This window comes from Amycolatopsis sp. NPDC051758, assembly GCF_044453095.1.
GTDB lineage: Bacteria > Actinomycetota > Actinomycetes > Mycobacteriales > Pseudonocardiaceae > Amycolatopsis.
In genome coordinates this window covers 239,147-253,358 of sequence record NZ_JBITCJ010000001.1, presented here as the reverse complement: position 1 = coordinate 253,358, position 14,212 = coordinate 239,147, and the positions used below count along the sequence as shown (strand labels likewise).

The following is a 14,212-nucleotide window of genomic DNA, read 5'->3' as shown; positions in this document are numbered from 1 at the left end:
GGCCTCCCTTTGTCGGCTTTGCCGGTTGGGAGGCCTTCACTGTTTTGGTCTGTTGTCGGGGTTGACTCGGTTCTGGGCCGCGGCGAGGTTGTCCACAGACCGAGGGGGATGTGGACAACTGCTGTGGACAACTCGCCTATCGCGGCCGTCCTCGGCGAGAACGCCATCCCCACCGCAGCGGTCCGAGAGCGAGCCGAATAGCGTCCGGACGTCAGTCCAAGGAACCGAAGAACTCGCGGATGTCGCCGATCAGCGCGTCCGGTTCCTCCAACGCCGCGAAGTGCCCGCCGCGCGGGAACTCCGTCCAGCGCACGATCTTGTCCGTTCGCTCCGCCAAGGTCCGGATCGGCAGGCCGATGTCGTCCGGGAACACCGCGACCGCGGTCGGGACCGTGTTGGCCGGTGGCGGTGCGCCCCAGCCACCCGTCAAGGCCGCGTACAGGCGGGCCGATGAGTTCGCCGTCTCCGTGAACCAGTAGATCGACACGTCGGCCAGCAAATCATCGCGGTCGATCAGGTCCACCGACGTGTTCGAGAACGAGCGGAACTTCTCCGCGATCCACGCCAGCTGGCCCGCCGGGGAATCGTGCAGGCCGTACGCAAGCGTTTGCGGCTTGGTCGCCTGGATGATCGCGTAGCCCGTTCCGGAAGCCGAGAACGCGCGGCCCTTCTCCAGCGAACGCCGGCCGAGCTCCTGGTCCGGCAAGTCCTCGAGGTCCGCCTCGGTGCGGGCGACCGCCGACGCCAGCATCGTCACGTGGATGCCGAGGAGCCGCGAAGGGAACTGCACCGCCAGTTCGCGCGAGATGATCGCGCCCCAGTCGCCGCCGTGGGCTCCGAAACGGTCGTAACCCAGGCGCGTCATCAGTTCCGCGAATGCGCGCGCGACGCGGTCCGGGCCCCAGTCGGCCGTCGGCGTGGGGCCGGAGAAGCCGTAACCCGGGATCGACGGGACCACCACGGTCAGCGCCGAAGCCGGGTCGCCGCCGTACGCGCGCGGGTCCGTCAGCGGCCCGATCACGTCCAGGAACTCGACCACCGAGCCCGGCCAGCCGTGCGTGAGCAGCACCGGTGTTGCGGACGGCTCCGGGGAGACCACGTGCAGGAAGTGCACGTTCGTGCCGTCGATGGTCGTCATGAACTGGGGGAACGCGTTGAGCCGCTCTTCGTGCGCCCGCCAGTCGAAGCCCGTGTGCCAGTACTCGGCCAGCTCACGCACGTAATCCACCGGCGCCCCGAGCCGCCAGCCGGTGTCGGCGGGCTGGTCGGGCCAGCGGGTGTTCGCCAGGCGCGCGCGGAGATCGTCGAGCTGGGCCTGGGGGACGTTGATGCGGAACGGCGTGATCTCTGAGGTCATGCCTCAACGGTAGGCGGCATCGCGGACAGTTCCGGTCCGCGATTCGATTCGATCCAGGACCCGGTCCACCCCGAGGCCGTCCACTGTGGACGACGCTGTTTCCGACAGCGTCCGGCGGAGCGAGGCGTCGGAAAGCAGCGTGTGCAGGGTCGCCGTCACCGCGGGCAGCCGGTCGGCGAGAGTCGCCGCGTGGCCGAGCCCGGCCGCCAGGCCGATCTCCAACGCAGCCCGGTAGCCCGGGCCCTGGTTGTCCACCAGCTGCACCGCCGCCGTCGGGACGCCGAGGCAGCACAGCTCCACGAACGTCACCCCGGCCGCGCTCACGGCGACGTCGGTGGTCGCGAACAGCTCCAGCAGCGCCGGGCTCGGCGCCGCGACCCGGATCGTCTGGTCCGGACGCAGGGCAGGCAGCGACGGCTCCCCTCGCACGAGGACGTCCGCCACGAACGGCAGTTCCGTGTCGCGAAGCGCGCGAAGCAGCAACTCGACCGTCGACGCCCACTCGGCGCCGCCACCCAGGACCACCGTGACGTGCAGTGGAGGCGCAGCCGACGTCCGGCGCGTGTGCCGCACGACGTCTCGCAGCGGCGCGTACGCGATTCCGCGCAGCAGGACGTCAGAGCCGTCGTCCGGACGCGGAGCCGGCGCGAAGCCGGAGTCGACGACGATGTCGGCGGGACGGCGCCCGAACACGTCGTCCTCGATCGAGACGAGCAGCGCACCCGCCGCGTTGACCTCTTTCCGCAGTTCACCGAGGCCGTAGTGGTCGACGATCACCGCCTCGAACCCGGAAGCGTCGAAAGACACGCGCTCGACGCCCAGCTCGTCGAAGCGCGAAGCGAGCCACTCCGCGTTGTCGACCTGGCCCGAGAACGCGACCGAAAAGCCCCGCACCACCGCACGCTCGGCGTAGGCGACCGCCCGCGAGACGTGCCCGGCGCCGATCGACGCCGACGCGTCCGCGCGCAGGAGCAGCCTCACCGGCCGACCTTTTTCTGCTCGACGTGCGCGTTCAACACCACCAGGTCCGGGCGCGACCGCAGCAGCGCCACCACCGCTCGCCAGTCGCCGACACCGTCGCCGAGCTCGCCGACCACCGCGGAAAGCAGGGCCCAGTCCTCGGCGGTGTCCAACGTCACCCGCAGGTCGTCGGCCGCCGGGCTCACCACGATCCCGGTGCACGAATAGCGCGAGGGCTGCGAGTAGATGCCCGAGGTGACGTGCTCGCGGTGCGCGCCGGTGGCCGTGGCGACCTGCTCCGTCAGCACAGAAGCCCGCACCAGCTCGGCGTCGAAGCCGCGCGGCAGCGTCCGGACCAGCGTGGTGCTCACGTAGTCGAGCGACGGCTGGGCGCGCCACAGTGTCGCGAGCTGGCCGATCAGCGACGGGTCCAGGAGCGGGCAGTCGGCGGTGAGCCTGATCACGGCGTCGGCGGGGTGCTCGGCGAGCGCCAGCCCGAAGCGGTCGAGGACGTCGTCGAGTGGGCCGCGGACCACGGCTGCGCCACAGCGAGCCGCCTCAAGAGCGACCTCGTCGTCCGAAGCGTCCGAAGACGTCGCGACCACCACCTGGTCCACGCCGGGAGCGGCCGCCGCGGCGCGGACGACCCAGCCGAGCACGCTCCGGCCGGCCAGCGGGCGCAGCACCTTGCCGGGCAGCCTGGTCGACGACGACCGGGCCTGGATGACGGCGTTGACCACGGGCGCTGCACGCATGGGTGACATGATGGCCGACGGCAACCCACCCCGAACGCGGAGGTCAACGATGTCCGAGCTGGATGGCTCCAGCATCCTGCTCACCGGCGGGACCGGTTCCTTCGGCAAGGCGTTCATCGCCTACGCGCTGGCCGAACTGAACCCGAGCCGGCTGGTCGTGCTCTCCCGCGACGAGCTGAAGCAGTACGAAGCCCGGCAGTTGTTCAACGACGACCCGCGCCTGCGCTGGTTCATCGGCGACATCCGCGACCGGCGCCGGCTCGAGCGCGCCATGCACGGCGTCGACTACGTCGTGCACGCCGCCGCGCTCAAGCAGGTCGACACCGGTGAGTACAACCCGTTCGAATTCGTCCAGACCAACGTCGTGGGCTCGCAGAACGTCATCGAGGCCGCGATCGACACCGGCGTCAAGAAGGTCGTCGCGCTGTCGACCGACAAGGCGTCCAGCCCGATCAACCTCTACGGCGCCACCAAGCTGTGCGCCGACCGGATGTTCATCAGCGGCAACCACTACGCGGCCGCGCACGTGACGCGCTTCTCCGTGGTCCGCTACGGCAACGTGATGGGCTCGCGCGGCAGTGTCATCCCGTTCTTCCGCAAGCTGGCGGAAAAGGGCGAGTCGCTCCCGATCACGCACAAGGAGATGACCCGCTTCTGGATCACGCTCCCGCAGGCCGTGCAGTTCGTCGTCGACTCGTTCGACCAGATGCACGGCGGTGAGCTGTACGTGCCGCGGATCCCGAGCATGCGGCTGGTCGACCTGGCCCAGGCGATCGCGCCGGGCGGCGAGATGCACGAGGTCGGCATCCGCCCGGGCGAGAAGCTGCACGAAGAGATGATCGCCCCGGACGACGCGCGCCGGACGGTCCAGCTCAAGGACCGCTACGTCGTGCAGCCGCACCTCGCCGGCTGGGGTTACCAGGAGCCGGCCGGCGGCACGCCGATGCCGGAGGGCTTCGCCTACCGCTCGGACACCAACGACCTCTGGCTGGACGCGGAGGAGCTGCGCGAACTGGTCGAGCAGTATGGGTGACTTCCTCCCGTACGGCCGCCAGTCGATCAGTGACGCCGACATCGAAGCCGTCGTCAGCGTGCTGCGCGGCGACTGGCTGACCACCGGCCCCGCGGTCCAGCAGTTCGAGACGGACCTCGCGGCGCACACCGGCGGCACACCCGCGGTGGCCGTCACCTCGGGCACCGCGGCCTTGCACGTCGCCTACGCGGCGGCCGGGATCAAGCCGGGTGACGAGGTCGTCACGAGCCCGATGACGTTCGTGGCGACGGCCGCCACCGCCGCGCTGTTCGGCGCGAAGGTGGTCTTCGCCGACGTCGAACCGGACACCGGGAACCTTTCGGTCGAGGCGGCACAAGCCGCGGTCACTGAGCGGACGAAGGTCGTCGCCGCCGTCGACTACGCCGGGCACCCGGCGGAGCTGGACGCCCTCGCCGAGATCGCCCACAACGCGGGCGCGCTGCTCCTGGAAGACGCGGCGCACTCCGTCGGCGGCTCCTGGCAGGGCCGCGCGGTGGGGTCGATCGCCGACCTGACGACGTTCTCGTTCTTCCCGACGAAGAACCTCACGACGGCCGAGGGCGGCGCCGTCGTCACGCCGGACGAGAACCTCCTGGACCGCGCCCGGAAGTTCCGCAACCACGGCCTGGTCCGCGACCGCGCGGAGCAGCGTCACCCGGACGAAGGCGCCTGGCACCAGGAAGTCCACGAGTTCGGGCTGAACTACCGCCTGCCGGACGTCCTCTGCGCGCTCGGCAGCAGCCAGCTCACCCGGCTCGCAGAGTTCAAGAAGCGCCGCGCCGAGATCCACGCCCGCTACACGGCGGCCTTCGCGGACGTCGACGGCGTCGCGACACCGCCGAGCCGCCCGGGCGCCGATCCCGTGTGGCACCTCTACCCGCTGCAGGTCCTCGAAGGCCGCCGCAAGGCGCTGTTCGAGCACCTGCGAGGGGTCGGCATCGGCGTCCAGGTCAACTACATCCCGGCGTACTGGCACCCGGTGTTCGAGGACCTCGGCTACCGGCGCGGCCTCTGCCCGAACGCCGAGGCGTACTACGAGCAGGAGTTGTCGCTGCCGCTGTTCCCGTCGCTGACGGACGCCGACGTCGACCGCGTTGTCGACGCCGTACGCGACTTCTTCTAGATCAGGTCCCAGGTCAGGGGCGTGCCCTTCGCGGCGTCGACGCGGAAGGTGCGCCCCACCACGGCCGTGATCTCGGCCGGGGCCAGCCCGCCCGCGGGCCGGATCGACCGGACGTTCGCCGCCGTGACCTCATCGCCGGCCCGGACGTCCTCGACGACGTAGAGGGACCGGCGCAGCCGCAGGCCCTCCTTCTCGCTCTCGCGCGGGCCCAGCACCGGCTGACCCAGCGCCTCCCACGCGCGGTGCGTCTCGGTGACGAGCGCGGCCAGCTCGGACGGCTCCAGCGAGAACTCCGAGTCGACGCCGCCGTCCGCACGAGCCAGCGTGACGTGCTTCTCGATGGCGACAGCGCCCAGCGCGACGGCCGCGACCGGCGCGCCGATGCCCGGCGTGTGGTCCGACAGCCCCACCAGCGTCTGCGTCAGGCCCGCCAGCAACGGCAGGCCGCGCAGGTTGCTCTCGGACGGCGACGCGGGGTAGCTCGCCGTGCAGCCGAGCACGATGAGCTGGTCATTGCCCGCCGCGCGTGCGGTGCGGACCGCGGCGTCGATCTCGGCGACGTTCGCCATGCCGGTCGAGATGACCAGCGGCTTGCCGGTGCGCGCGCACAGCTCGACCAGCGGCAGGTCGACGATCTCCGACGACGCGATCTTGTACGCCGGCGCGTCCAGCGACTCCAGCAGCTCGACCGCCGTCGGGTCGAACGGGCTGGAGAAGATCTCCAACCCGCGCGAACGGGCGCGCTCGAAGATCGGCGCGTGCCATTCCCACGGCGTGTGGGCCTTTTCGTACAGTTTGTACAGGTTTTCGCCGCCCCAAAGGGAATGCGAGTCGCCGATCCGGAACGCCGGGGTGTCGACGTCGATGGTGATCGTGTCCGGGCGGTAGGTCTGCAGCTTGACCGCGTGCGCGCCGGTTTCCGCGATGGCGTCGACGATGGCCAGCGCCCGGTCGAGGTCGCCGTTGTGGTTGCCGGACATCTCGGCGATCACGAACGGCGGGTGGCCCGGACCGATCTGGTGCGCGCCGAACCGGATGTCGTGCATGGGTGCCTCCCCGGGGTGGAACGGTTCAGTCACCCCAGAGTCTTGCGCAGCTGCCGGAAGCCCCCGACGGCAGGCGCGGCTTCGGCGTACCCGGCGTGCTCGAACAGGGCGGCCGAAGCCGCGTTGTCCTGGTGCACGGCGGCGAGCACGACCCGGACGCCGAGCTGCTCCCGCACCGCCCGCTCGCCCTCGGCGAGCACCGCCCCGGACCGGCCGCGGCCGCGGCTCTCCGGGGCGAGCGTGATGCTGACCTCCCAGCCGTCGCCGTCACGCCGGTCGAACCGGACGGTGCCGACCGGCGCATCCTCGTGCTCGACGACCAGCAGCAACCGGTCCGGGTCCGCCAGCACCCCACGCAGCCAGCCGAGGTGCTCGGCCAGGGTGACCACGGCCGTCGAGCGTGACGACTCCCGCGTGCGGGGGTCGTTGCGCCAGGTCAGCAGCAGTTCGGCGTCCGCCTCGGTGGCCTCGCGGGCACGCACCTACGGCGCGACGGGCTCTTCGACCCGGTCCTCGAGGCGGCGCAGCCGGTCTTCGTAACGGGAGATGCCCGCCAGCCGGGCGCGGATCTGCGCGTGCTGGCGCTGGATCTCCTCGATCAGCGTGCGGGCCTCGGCGACCTGGTGACTGTCACCGGTGGGGACCAGCGAAATCGACTCGCGCAGCGTCTCCAGCCGGCCTTCCTGGGCGGCGACGTGCGGGATGAGCCGGTCCAGCTCGGCGCGGGCCCAGCGCAGGTCACCACGGGCCTGCTCGAGGTTGTGCTCCGCGCTGTCGAGCCGGCGCCGGTGGTCGGCGGTGGCGTGCTCGAGGTTGTTGACCCGCTCGGCGAGCCCGCGGGTGCGCTCGTCCACGCGGAAGTCGACGACCCGGACGATCCGCTCGATCAGGCCTCTGCCCAGCTTCTGCACTGCCATGGGGAGTTCCTTACCTGGAGTGGGGACGCGCGTTCAGCGCAGGAGGGTGGTGTCACCGGTCTTGGTCCAGGAGTCCAGCAGCCGCCCTTCGGCGGCGATCTGGTGCTCCGGCCCGACGATGCAGGAGTCGCCGGCGGCGTGCTCCCACGAGGTCTGGTCCGGGTTGTCGATGAACGAGAACCCGGTGAGCACGAGCTGCGCGGTCGGGAACGACGTCCGCGCGATCCACGCCGCCAGCGTGCCGGTGGTCGACCACGTCGGCTCGTCGCGCGTGGGCAGCCCCAGCGCGTCCGACAGCGGCAGCACGACCTCGCGGTTCGACACCGGGACCGCGCCGAGGTCGGCGGGCCACCAGCCCGGCAGGTCCTCCGGCTCCCAGTGCATCCGGCCCGGCTCGACCAGCAGGTAGAGCCGCTTGCGGTAGTCCTGGAAGACGTACGGCGTCGCCCGGATCGCCCGGTTGAACACCACCACGTGCGTCCGGCTGCCGACGACCTCCTCGCCGGGCTTGTCGACGACGAACCCGTTGACCCGGATCACCAGGTCACAGGCGTCGATCGCCTTGGCCCGCTGGGGGTCGGGCGGGAGCGGCTGGTTGCCGACGACCGCCACCGAAAGCGGGTCGGGCCGGTCGGCGTAGGCCGCGAGCAGGTTGACCATCAAGCTCGCCGCGCCGAGAGCAGCAGTCATAAGCCGAGAAAGTACCAGCACGGACGAGTGACGCCGCCGCGTAGCGGGTCCCTGAGCTCTACCACAGGGGCGGGGTGGGCCGGACGCCGCTCATCCCATCGGTACCCTCGTCCACGTGCATGCCACCAGCACGGTTCAGGCCGCAGACTCACCCGTGACGACCTCGGCCCCGCCGACGTCGGACAGCAAGACGTTCTCGCGCGCCTTCGCCGACATCAAGGCCGGTTTCCACGCCCGCGAGCTGTGGGGTCACCTCGGCTGGCAGGACATCAAGCAGCGGTACCGCCGCTCGGTGATCGGCCCGTTCTGGATCACGATCAGCCAGGCGGTCATCGCGCTCGGGCTCGGCCTGCTGTACTCGCAGCTGTTCAACTCGCCGATCCAGGTGTTCCTGCCCTACCTGAGCACCGGTTTCATCCTCTGGGGCTTCATCAGCGGCTGCCTCGCCGAAGGCATGGAGACGTTCATCTCCAACGAGGGGCTGATCAAGCAGCTCCCGGCCCCGCTGAGCGTCTACATGCTGCGCACGGTGTGGCGGCAGACGCTGCTGCTGGCGCACAACATGATCGTCTACGTCGTGATCCTGGTGATCTTCTTCTCGGCGCTGGACAACCGGTACTCGCTGGGCGATCCGCACGGTGTCTGCCAGGCCGGGCTGTTCTGCCACCCGGGCCTGAGCTGGAACATCCTGCTCGCCATCCCCGGGTTCTTCCTGCTCGCGCTGAACGCGGGCTGGGTGACGCTGCTGCTGGGCATCATCTCGACCCGCTTCCGCGACATCCCCCAGGTCATCAACTCGCTGATCCAGCTGCTGTTCTACGGCACGCCGATCGTGTGGCCGGTCGACCAGCTGCTCTCCGGCGGGACACGCGCGAGCATCTCGTGGGTGCTGCCGATCATCCAGCTGAACCCGCTGTACCACTTCATGCAGGTGGTCCGGGCGCCGCTGATCGGCCAGCAGTTCACCGTGGGCAACTGGATCGTGGTCGGCTCCATCACCATCGTCGGCTGGGCGCTCGCGCTCGTCGCGATGCGCAACTACCGTGCTCGCGTCTCCTACTGGGTGTGACAAATGGTCAGCATTGACGTCCACAACGCCTTCGTCGACTTCCCGATCTTCGACGCGAAGACCCGGTCGATGAAGAAGAAGGTCCTCGGCAAGGTCGGCGGCAAGATCGGCACCGAAACCAAGGTGCCGATCATCGAAGCCCTGCACGACGTGACCCTGAACCTGCGCGAGGGCGACCGCGTCGGCCTCGTCGGGCACAACGGCGCCGGCAAGTCCACGCTGCTGCGCCTGCTCGCCGGCATCTACGAGCCCACCCGCGGCTCGTCGCGGATCGAGGGCAAGATCGCGCCGGTGTTCGACCTCGGCGTCGGCATGGACCCGGAAATCTCGGGCGAAGAGAACATCATCATCCGCGGCCTCTTCCTCGGCATGACCGCCAAGGAGATGGAGAAGCGGGTCGACGACATCGCCGAGTTCACCGAGCTCGGCGACTACCTGCAGATGCCGCTGCGGACGTACTCCACGGGCATGCGCGTGCGGCTGGCGCTGGGTGTCGTCACCTCGATCGACCCGGAGATCCTGATCCTCGACGAGGGCATCGGCGCGGTCGACGCGGCGTTCCTCAACAAGGCGCGCGACCGGCTCAAGGACCTGGTGAAACGCTCGGGCATCCTGGTGTTCGCCAGCCACTCGGACGAGTTCCTGTTCGAGCTGTGCGACTCGGCCATCTGGATGGACGAGGGGCACCTCAAGCAACAGGGCTCGCTGCGGGACGTCCTCACGTCATACAAGGGGCGCGACCCCTTCGAGAACATGAGCCAGGAAACCTTGGCGCGCTTCGGCGTCGAGCCGGCGGCGACGACGAACGGCGGGGAATGATGACCAGCGAGACCCGGCAGCTGCCCGACGGCGCGGTCGTCGGCGTGGTCGTCACGCGGCACCGGCGCGAGCTGCTCGCGGACTCGCTGAAGGTCATCGCCGCCCAGACCCGGCCGGTCGACCACCTGGTGGTGGTGGACAACGGGCCGGACGACTCGGCCCGCGAGGTCGTCGAGAACTACCCGCTGCCGCACACGTACCTGCCGTCGCACCGGAACCTCGGCGGCGCCGGCGGGTTCGCGCTGGGCATGCTGCACGCGCTGTCGATGGGCGCGGACTGGGTCTGGCTGGCCGACGACGACGGCCGCCCGGCCGACGAGAACGTGCTCGAGATCCTGCTGGCCGAGGCCGAAAAACGGAACCTGGCGGAGATTTCGCCGGTGGTGTCCAACATCGACGCCCCGGACAAGCTGGCCTTCCCGCTGCGCCGCGGCCTGACCTGGAAGCGTTCGCAGTCCGAGCTCGGGGTCGACTTCCTGCCCGGCATCGCGTCCCTGATGAACGGCGCGCTCTTCCGTTCGTCCACTTTGGACGTCGTCGGCGTGCCGGACCTGCGGCTGTTCTTCCGCGGCGACGAGGTCGAGCTGCACCGGCGGCTGGTCCGTTCGGGGCTGCCGTTCGGCACGTCGTTGAAGACGAAGTACCTGCACCCGGACGGCTCCGACGAGTTCAAGCCGATGCTGGGCGGCAAGTTCCACGCGCAGGACCCGGAGAACGAGGTCAAGCGCTACTACACCTACCGCAACCGCGGATACCTGTTGTCCCAGCCCGGGATGCGGAAGATCGGCGCGCTGGAGATCGTCCGCTTCGGACTGTACTTCGTGGGTGTCAAGCGTGACCCGAAGGCGTTCCTGCAGTGGCTGAAGCTGGTGCGGCAGGGCCGGGCGGAGAAGTTCTACCGCTACTGAAACTGCCCTTCGAGCGGCACCGGCACGGACTCGGTCCGGACGTCGGTGAGCTCGGCGCCCGGCACGGTCCGGCGCCAGACCCGGTAGTCCACTTCGGACAGTCCGAGGTCGCGCGCGAGCAGGTAGTCCTCGTCGACCAGGTGCAGGTCGGCGGTGTCCCGCGGCCGGCCCAGCACCTCGAAGGTGCCGCCGTGCCACCGGCACAGCGTCCGCACGAAGGTGAGCTCGTCCAGCTCGACCTGGTCGACGGCCTTCATCCGGAAGCCGTAGGTCTCCCCGAAGTCGGCGGGCGCGGCGGCCCCCGGCAACGGGTGCAGGACAACCCGGCCCGGCCCGGCGAACTCGGCGTCGAAGTCGCCCCCGCGGTACCGCGCGGTGTAACCACGGCGCACGAGCGGCGGCAGCGGCACCGGCGGCGGGAAGAACGTGGCCTCGCCGAACGCGTCCTTCTGCTCGGGGATCCAGCCGACCTTCCGGCTGTGGTACTGCCCGAGCCGCTCTGCGGTGTTGTCCGCGCGGCGCACCCAAAGCTCGGCGCCGACGGGAAGTTCGGTCAGCTGCAGCACGTACTCGGGCAGCGGGTGGTCAACGCCGGGGAAGTACCCGGTCCCGAGGAACGGCGGCGGGTAGACGCGGGCGACGCCGAACTCAGCCGCGATCTCCCGGTCCGACGCGCCGTAGGAGGTGCGGAACGGGAAGGTGTGGCCGGCGGTGAAGCGGAGCAGGTAGAGCTCGTCGAGCGGGCCCCAGCCGGGGATCTTCCCGAGGCCGTAGTTCCGGACCATCGCGGCCGTGTCGAGCTCGGAGACGTCTTCGGCGCGGCCGGCGAAGCCCTGGATCCGGTGGGGTTCGAACCGGCCGGGGACGATGACGTTGCCGAGGTAGAGGCCGACGAGCCCGGGCTTGACCGGGAGCTGGACGACGGTGCCGCCGGCCAGGCCGGCCGGAGCGTCAGGACTCATCGGTTTCCTTCGGTTCGAGAATGTCGGTGCGAACCTCGCGGATGCCGGTCACCCGGTCCTTCGGCGCGAGGGCGATGAACGTGTACCTGTCCTGCTGCTGGAAGTCCACGTCCGGATGGGCTTCCGGCTCGGCCCAGACCCGTGCTGCCCACTGGCCGTCCCCGGCCATGAAGAACAGCGAGTAGCGGCCGTCTCGCTCGTCCACCACCTCGAACTCGTGCTCGAGGAAGGTGCCCCAGGTGCGAACCGTGTACCACTCGTCCAGGTCCGTGATCGGCACCAGCTGCCAGGGAGCGCCATCGCGGTAGAGCTGCACGTGGTCGGGCGCCCGCTCGGCCGCGGCATACGTTTCGCCCTGGTAGACCGCGCGTTCGGCGGGCGAAACCCTACGGACTTCCGGCACTGGAGCCTCCTCGGCCACGTACGTCGAACCAGCCGCGGTCGGGCAGGTACACGCCCGCCAGCGATTCCGACCCGTCCGCGTGCACGAGCCACATCTCACCACGGCCCGCATAACCGCGTGGCGAGTGCATCCACTCGGGCACGCCTCCGCCGGTGTAGCCGGTGCCCAGGAACGGCGGGTCCATCGGCCGCGGGTTCGGCTGGCCGGAGAGCGCTTGCATGTCCTTGACCGAGCCCGGGTCGGTGCCGCCGTAGCTGACCTCCATCGCGGACGAATCGCGCGAGGCCGGGAAGCGGAGCTGGTACGCCTCATTGGCCCCGGCCTTGATCGGGGTCCACCCCGCACCCTTGTCGTCGAGGGCGAGCCTGTCGCGGAACTCCTGCGGAGTTCCGTACTGCGCGCTGTCGCTGCCGCGGGCGATCGACCCGGCCACTGAGGTGGGGTAGTTCGTCTCGGTGCTGCCCGTGTGGCGATCTACGTAAGTGGTTTCGTTCGAGAGAGTGGCCTCACCGATCTCCGGCTTCACGACCTTCGTCATGAGCTCACCCGGGTTGGCCTTCAGCTCGTTGCGCACCGCCACGATCTCGGCCCGCTCGGCGTGCGTGAGATCCGTGACCGGCTTGAGGGTCATCGCCAGATGCCGGTCCGGGTCGTAGCCCAGCCTGCTCGCCGCGTCGCGGATCTGGTTGTCCGTCGAGGTCGGGCGGGTCTGCATCGAGTCGCGGGTGTACTGGCCCTGCAGCTCGGCGTCCGTCGCGTGGTGGCCCTGGTTGTTGTGCATTCCGCCGCCGCCGTCGGGCGAATGCGGTGGGGGTGGGTTCGAGCCCGGGGGTGGTGGGTTGGCGCCGCCCCCGGCCGTCTTCGCGGGGGGTGCGTCGACCGGCTTGGCTGCCGACGCGATCGTCGAGGCGTTGTTCGCCTCGGTCGTCTGGTAGTGCTCCTTGACGGCCTTCGTGCGCGCGCCGGCGTCGTCGACTGCCTTGCCGGCCAGGGCGACGTGCTCCTTCGCGCCCGAGACGGCGCTGTTGAGCGTGCCCGTCATGCCGGAGCCGACGACGCCCATCGACTCGGCGCCGAAGCTGGTGCCGGCCACGGTCTGGCCGACCGCGTGGACCTTGTCCTTCGTGCGGCCGAGGTGGCCCTCCATCGTGCCGAGCGAGTCCGTGTGCAGCGCGTACCCGTTGCCGGCGCCGCCCCCGCTCGGGTGTGTTTCGTGCGCCGGGCGTGGCTCGGTGGGGTGCGGAGCCGACGTCTCGTGGTGCGTCGGCGTCGTGTCCGTGTGGTGCGGGGTGCTCGTGTGGTGTGGCGTGCTGGTGTGCGTCGTGTGGTGGGTCGCCATGTCACGCCTCCGCGGGCTGCTGCGTGTCGTACGGCTTCGCGGCCTGGTAGGCGCCCATCGCGAGGCCACCGACCGTGGAGAACCGGTCGAGGCCCTTGGTCAGCTTCTCCATCGCCTCCAGCAGCTTGGCCAGGCGGCCACCCTGCCGTGCGAAACCCTCGAGGAGCTTGCTGATCTTGCCCGCGATCTTCGACGCGGTCGCCGCGGCGCGGGCCGACGCGACCCCGCAGAACGCGGCGATCGACCCGCCGAAGGTGCACACGGCCGACGCCGCCGCGATCAGCGCGTCGCGGATCAGCTCGGCGATCACCGACGAAATCAGGCCGAAGACGATGCCGCGCAGCGTGCAGACGAGCATTCCGGAAATGCCGGCGACGGCCGCGGTGCCGTCGAGCGTCTTGCCGAGCGACTCCAGCTCCTCGGCCATCTTCGTGAGGCTGTCGCGGTAGGCGTCGGCGGCCTGGCCGGTCCATTCGGCGACGCTGCGCAGGTCGTCGCGGTGCTCCTGAGCGAGCGTGTGCATCTCGGCCGCCGCGGACTTGAGCTGGTCGACGTTCGCGTTGATCTCGTCGGGGTTGCCGAGCAGCGCGTCGAGCGGCTCGCGCAGGAAGCTGATGTGCTCGAGGAGCCAGCCGACACCGGCGTTGAGGACGGCGCCGAGCGGGTCGATCGCGGCGCCGACGGTGTCGACCACCGCGCCGGCCGCGCTGATCGAGACCTCGAGGACACGCTCGCCCTCGGACTCGGAGTCGGCCTTGATCGAGTCGACGAGCCCGGCGTAGGTGTCGACGATGCCGGCACCCGAAGTAGCGGTGGTCATGGTCCAGATCC

At 70.2% G+C, this 14,212-nt stretch carries 16 protein-coding genes; 5 read left to right on the top strand and 11 right to left on the bottom strand.

The window, feature by feature from the left end; all coding sequences use genetic code 11:
• Positions 1-211 precede the first annotated feature (211 nt).
• Genes ACIA5G_RS01280 through ACIA5G_RS01270 form a run of 3 tightly spaced genes read right to left on the bottom strand, consistent with a single transcriptional unit; the run spans position 212 to position 3,081 of the window.
• Entirely contained in the window at positions 212-1,357 is a 1,146-nt protein-coding gene (locus ACIA5G_RS01280; protein WP_395920235.1) for an epoxide hydrolase family protein, read from the bottom strand.
• A 3-nt stretch (positions 1,358-1,360) separates the two neighbouring features.
• Positions 1,361-2,338, bottom strand: coding sequence for a spore coat protein (locus ACIA5G_RS01275; RefSeq protein WP_395920234.1), 978 nt, complete (start codon positions 2,336-2,338; stop codon positions 1,361-1,363).
• Complete coding sequence (locus tag ACIA5G_RS01270) at positions 2,335-3,081, bottom strand: cytidylyltransferase domain-containing protein (RefSeq protein ID WP_395920233.1); 747 nt, start codon at positions 3,079-3,081, stop codon at positions 2,335-2,337. Before ACIA5G_RS01270 ends, ACIA5G_RS01275 begins: the two co-directional genes overlap by 4 nt.
• A 40-nt stretch (positions 3,082-3,121) precedes the next feature.
• Here ACIA5G_RS01270 and pseB point away from each other — a divergent pair, with 40 nt between their 5' ends.
• Together pseB and pseC are read left to right on the top strand one after the other, a co-directional pair.
• Positions 3,122-4,105 carry a UDP-N-acetylglucosamine 4,6-dehydratase (inverting) gene (pseB, locus tag ACIA5G_RS01265; protein WP_395920232.1) on the top strand — a complete coding sequence of 328 codons (984 nt, stop codon included), beginning with the start codon at positions 3,122-3,124 and terminating at the stop codon, positions 4,103-4,105.
• A complete protein-coding gene (gene pseC / locus ACIA5G_RS01260) occupies positions 4,098-5,228 on the top strand; it encodes a UDP-4-amino-4,6-dideoxy-N-acetyl-beta-L-altrosamine transaminase (protein WP_395920231.1) in 1,131 nt (376 codons plus the stop codon). Before pseB ends, pseC begins: the two co-directional genes overlap by 8 nt.
• Here the strand turns inward: pseC and pseI are convergent.
• From pseI to ACIA5G_RS01240, 4 genes are read right to left on the bottom strand one after another with little or no spacing between them, the layout of a single operon-like run.
• Complete coding sequence (gene pseI, locus ACIA5G_RS01255; protein WP_395920230.1) at positions 5,225-6,274, bottom strand: pseudaminic acid synthase; 1,050 nt, start codon at positions 6,272-6,274, stop codon at positions 5,225-5,227. The two genes, pseC and pseI, sit on opposite strands and share 4 nt — an antisense overlap.
• Before the next feature lie 29 nt (positions 6,275-6,303).
• The gene (locus ACIA5G_RS01250) at positions 6,304-6,756 is read right to left on the bottom strand and encodes a GNAT family N-acetyltransferase (RefSeq protein ID WP_395920229.1); all 453 of its coding nucleotides are present in this window, start codon (positions 6,754-6,756) and stop codon (positions 6,304-6,306) included.
• Positions 6,757-7,191: a hypothetical protein gene (locus tag ACIA5G_RS01245; protein WP_395920228.1), complete on the bottom strand. Its 435-nt coding sequence runs from the start codon at positions 7,189-7,191 to the stop codon at positions 6,757-6,759.
• Between the two features lie 33 nt (positions 7,192-7,224).
• Positions 7,225-7,851, bottom strand: a complete 627-nt coding sequence (locus tag ACIA5G_RS01240; RefSeq protein ID WP_395921839.1) for a hypothetical protein — start codon at positions 7,849-7,851, stop codon at positions 7,225-7,227.
• Positions 7,852-7,996: 145 nt separating this feature from the next.
• Here ACIA5G_RS01240 and ACIA5G_RS01235 point away from each other — a divergent pair, with 145 nt between their 5' ends.
• The 3 genes from ACIA5G_RS01235 to ACIA5G_RS01225 are packed head-to-tail and all read left to right on the top strand — an operon-like array spanning position 7,997 to position 10,677.
• Positions 7,997-8,950: an ABC transporter permease gene (locus ACIA5G_RS01235; RefSeq protein ID WP_395920227.1), complete on the top strand. Its 954-nt coding sequence runs from the start codon at positions 7,997-7,999 to the stop codon at positions 8,948-8,950.
• A 3-nt stretch (positions 8,951-8,953) separates the two neighbouring features.
• Positions 8,954-9,769, top strand: coding sequence for an ABC transporter ATP-binding protein (locus tag ACIA5G_RS01230; RefSeq protein WP_395920226.1), 816 nt, complete (start codon positions 8,954-8,956; stop codon positions 9,767-9,769).
• Entirely contained in the window at positions 9,769-10,677 is a 909-nt protein-coding gene (locus ACIA5G_RS01225) for a glycosyltransferase (protein WP_395920225.1), read from the top strand. The genes ACIA5G_RS01230 and ACIA5G_RS01225 overlap by 1 nt, the downstream gene beginning before the upstream one ends.
• Here the strand turns inward: ACIA5G_RS01225 and ACIA5G_RS01220 are convergent.
• The 4 genes from ACIA5G_RS01220 to ACIA5G_RS01205 are packed head-to-tail and all read right to left on the bottom strand — an operon-like array spanning position 10,671 to position 14,201.
• On the bottom strand, positions 10,671-11,639 hold the full coding sequence (locus ACIA5G_RS01220) for a hypothetical protein (RefSeq protein WP_395920224.1): 969 nt from the start codon (positions 11,637-11,639) through the stop codon (positions 10,671-10,673). The genes ACIA5G_RS01225 and ACIA5G_RS01220 overlap by 7 nt on opposite strands.
• Positions 11,629-12,042, bottom strand: a complete 414-nt coding sequence (locus ACIA5G_RS01215) for a hypothetical protein (protein ID WP_395920223.1) — start codon at positions 12,040-12,042, stop codon at positions 11,629-11,631. Before ACIA5G_RS01215 ends, ACIA5G_RS01220 begins: the two co-directional genes overlap by 11 nt.
• The gene (locus tag ACIA5G_RS01210) at positions 12,026-13,381 is read right to left on the bottom strand and encodes a hypothetical protein (RefSeq protein WP_395920222.1); all 1,356 of its coding nucleotides are present in this window, start codon (positions 13,379-13,381) and stop codon (positions 12,026-12,028) included. Before ACIA5G_RS01210 ends, ACIA5G_RS01215 begins: the two co-directional genes overlap by 17 nt.
• 1 nt (position 13,382) lies before the next feature.
• Entirely contained in the window at positions 13,383-14,201 is an 819-nt protein-coding gene (locus ACIA5G_RS01205) for a WXG100 family type VII secretion target (protein WP_395920221.1), read from the bottom strand.
• Positions 14,202-14,212 lie beyond the last annotated feature (11 nt).

Excerpts from the sequence above, each read along its gene's own strand:
- ACIA5G_RS01240 (WP_395921839.1), bottom strand. The coding sequence starts at position 7,851 with ATGGTCAACCTGCTCGCGGCCTACGCCGACCGGCCCGACCCGCTTTCG.
- ACIA5G_RS01280 (WP_395920235.1), bottom strand. The coding sequence starts at position 1,357 with ATGACCTCAGAGATCACGCCGTTCCGCATCAACGTCCCCCAGGCCCAG.
- pseC (WP_395920231.1), top strand. The coding sequence starts at position 4,098 with ATGGGTGACTTCCTCCCGTACGGCCGCCAGTCGATCAGTGACGCCGAC.
- ACIA5G_RS01225 (WP_395920225.1), top strand. The coding sequence starts at position 9,769 with ATGACCAGCGAGACCCGGCAGCTGCCCGACGGCGCGGTCGTCGGCGTG.
- ACIA5G_RS01230 (WP_395920226.1), top strand. The coding sequence starts at position 8,954 with ATGGTCAGCATTGACGTCCACAACGCCTTCGTCGACTTCCCGATCTTC.
- ACIA5G_RS01245 (WP_395920228.1), bottom strand. The coding sequence starts at position 7,191 with ATGGCAGTGCAGAAGCTGGGCAGAGGCCTGATCGAGCGGATCGTCCGG.
- pseB (WP_395920232.1), top strand. The coding sequence starts at position 3,122 with ATGTCCGAGCTGGATGGCTCCAGCATCCTGCTCACCGGCGGGACCGGT.
- ACIA5G_RS01205 (WP_395920221.1), bottom strand. The coding sequence starts at position 14,201 with ATGACCACCGCTACTTCGGGTGCCGGCATCGTCGACACCTACGCCGGG.
- pseI (WP_395920230.1), bottom strand. The coding sequence starts at position 6,274 with ATGCACGACATCCGGTTCGGCGCGCACCAGATCGGTCCGGGCCACCCG.
- ACIA5G_RS01210 (WP_395920222.1), bottom strand. The coding sequence starts at position 13,381 with ATGGCGACCCACCACACGACGCACACCAGCACGCCACACCACACGAGC.
- ACIA5G_RS01270 (WP_395920233.1), bottom strand. The coding sequence starts at position 3,081 with ATGTCACCCATGCGTGCAGCGCCCGTGGTCAACGCCGTCATCCAGGCC.
- ACIA5G_RS01220 (WP_395920224.1), bottom strand. The coding sequence starts at position 11,639 with ATGAGTCCTGACGCTCCGGCCGGCCTGGCCGGCGGCACCGTCGTCCAG.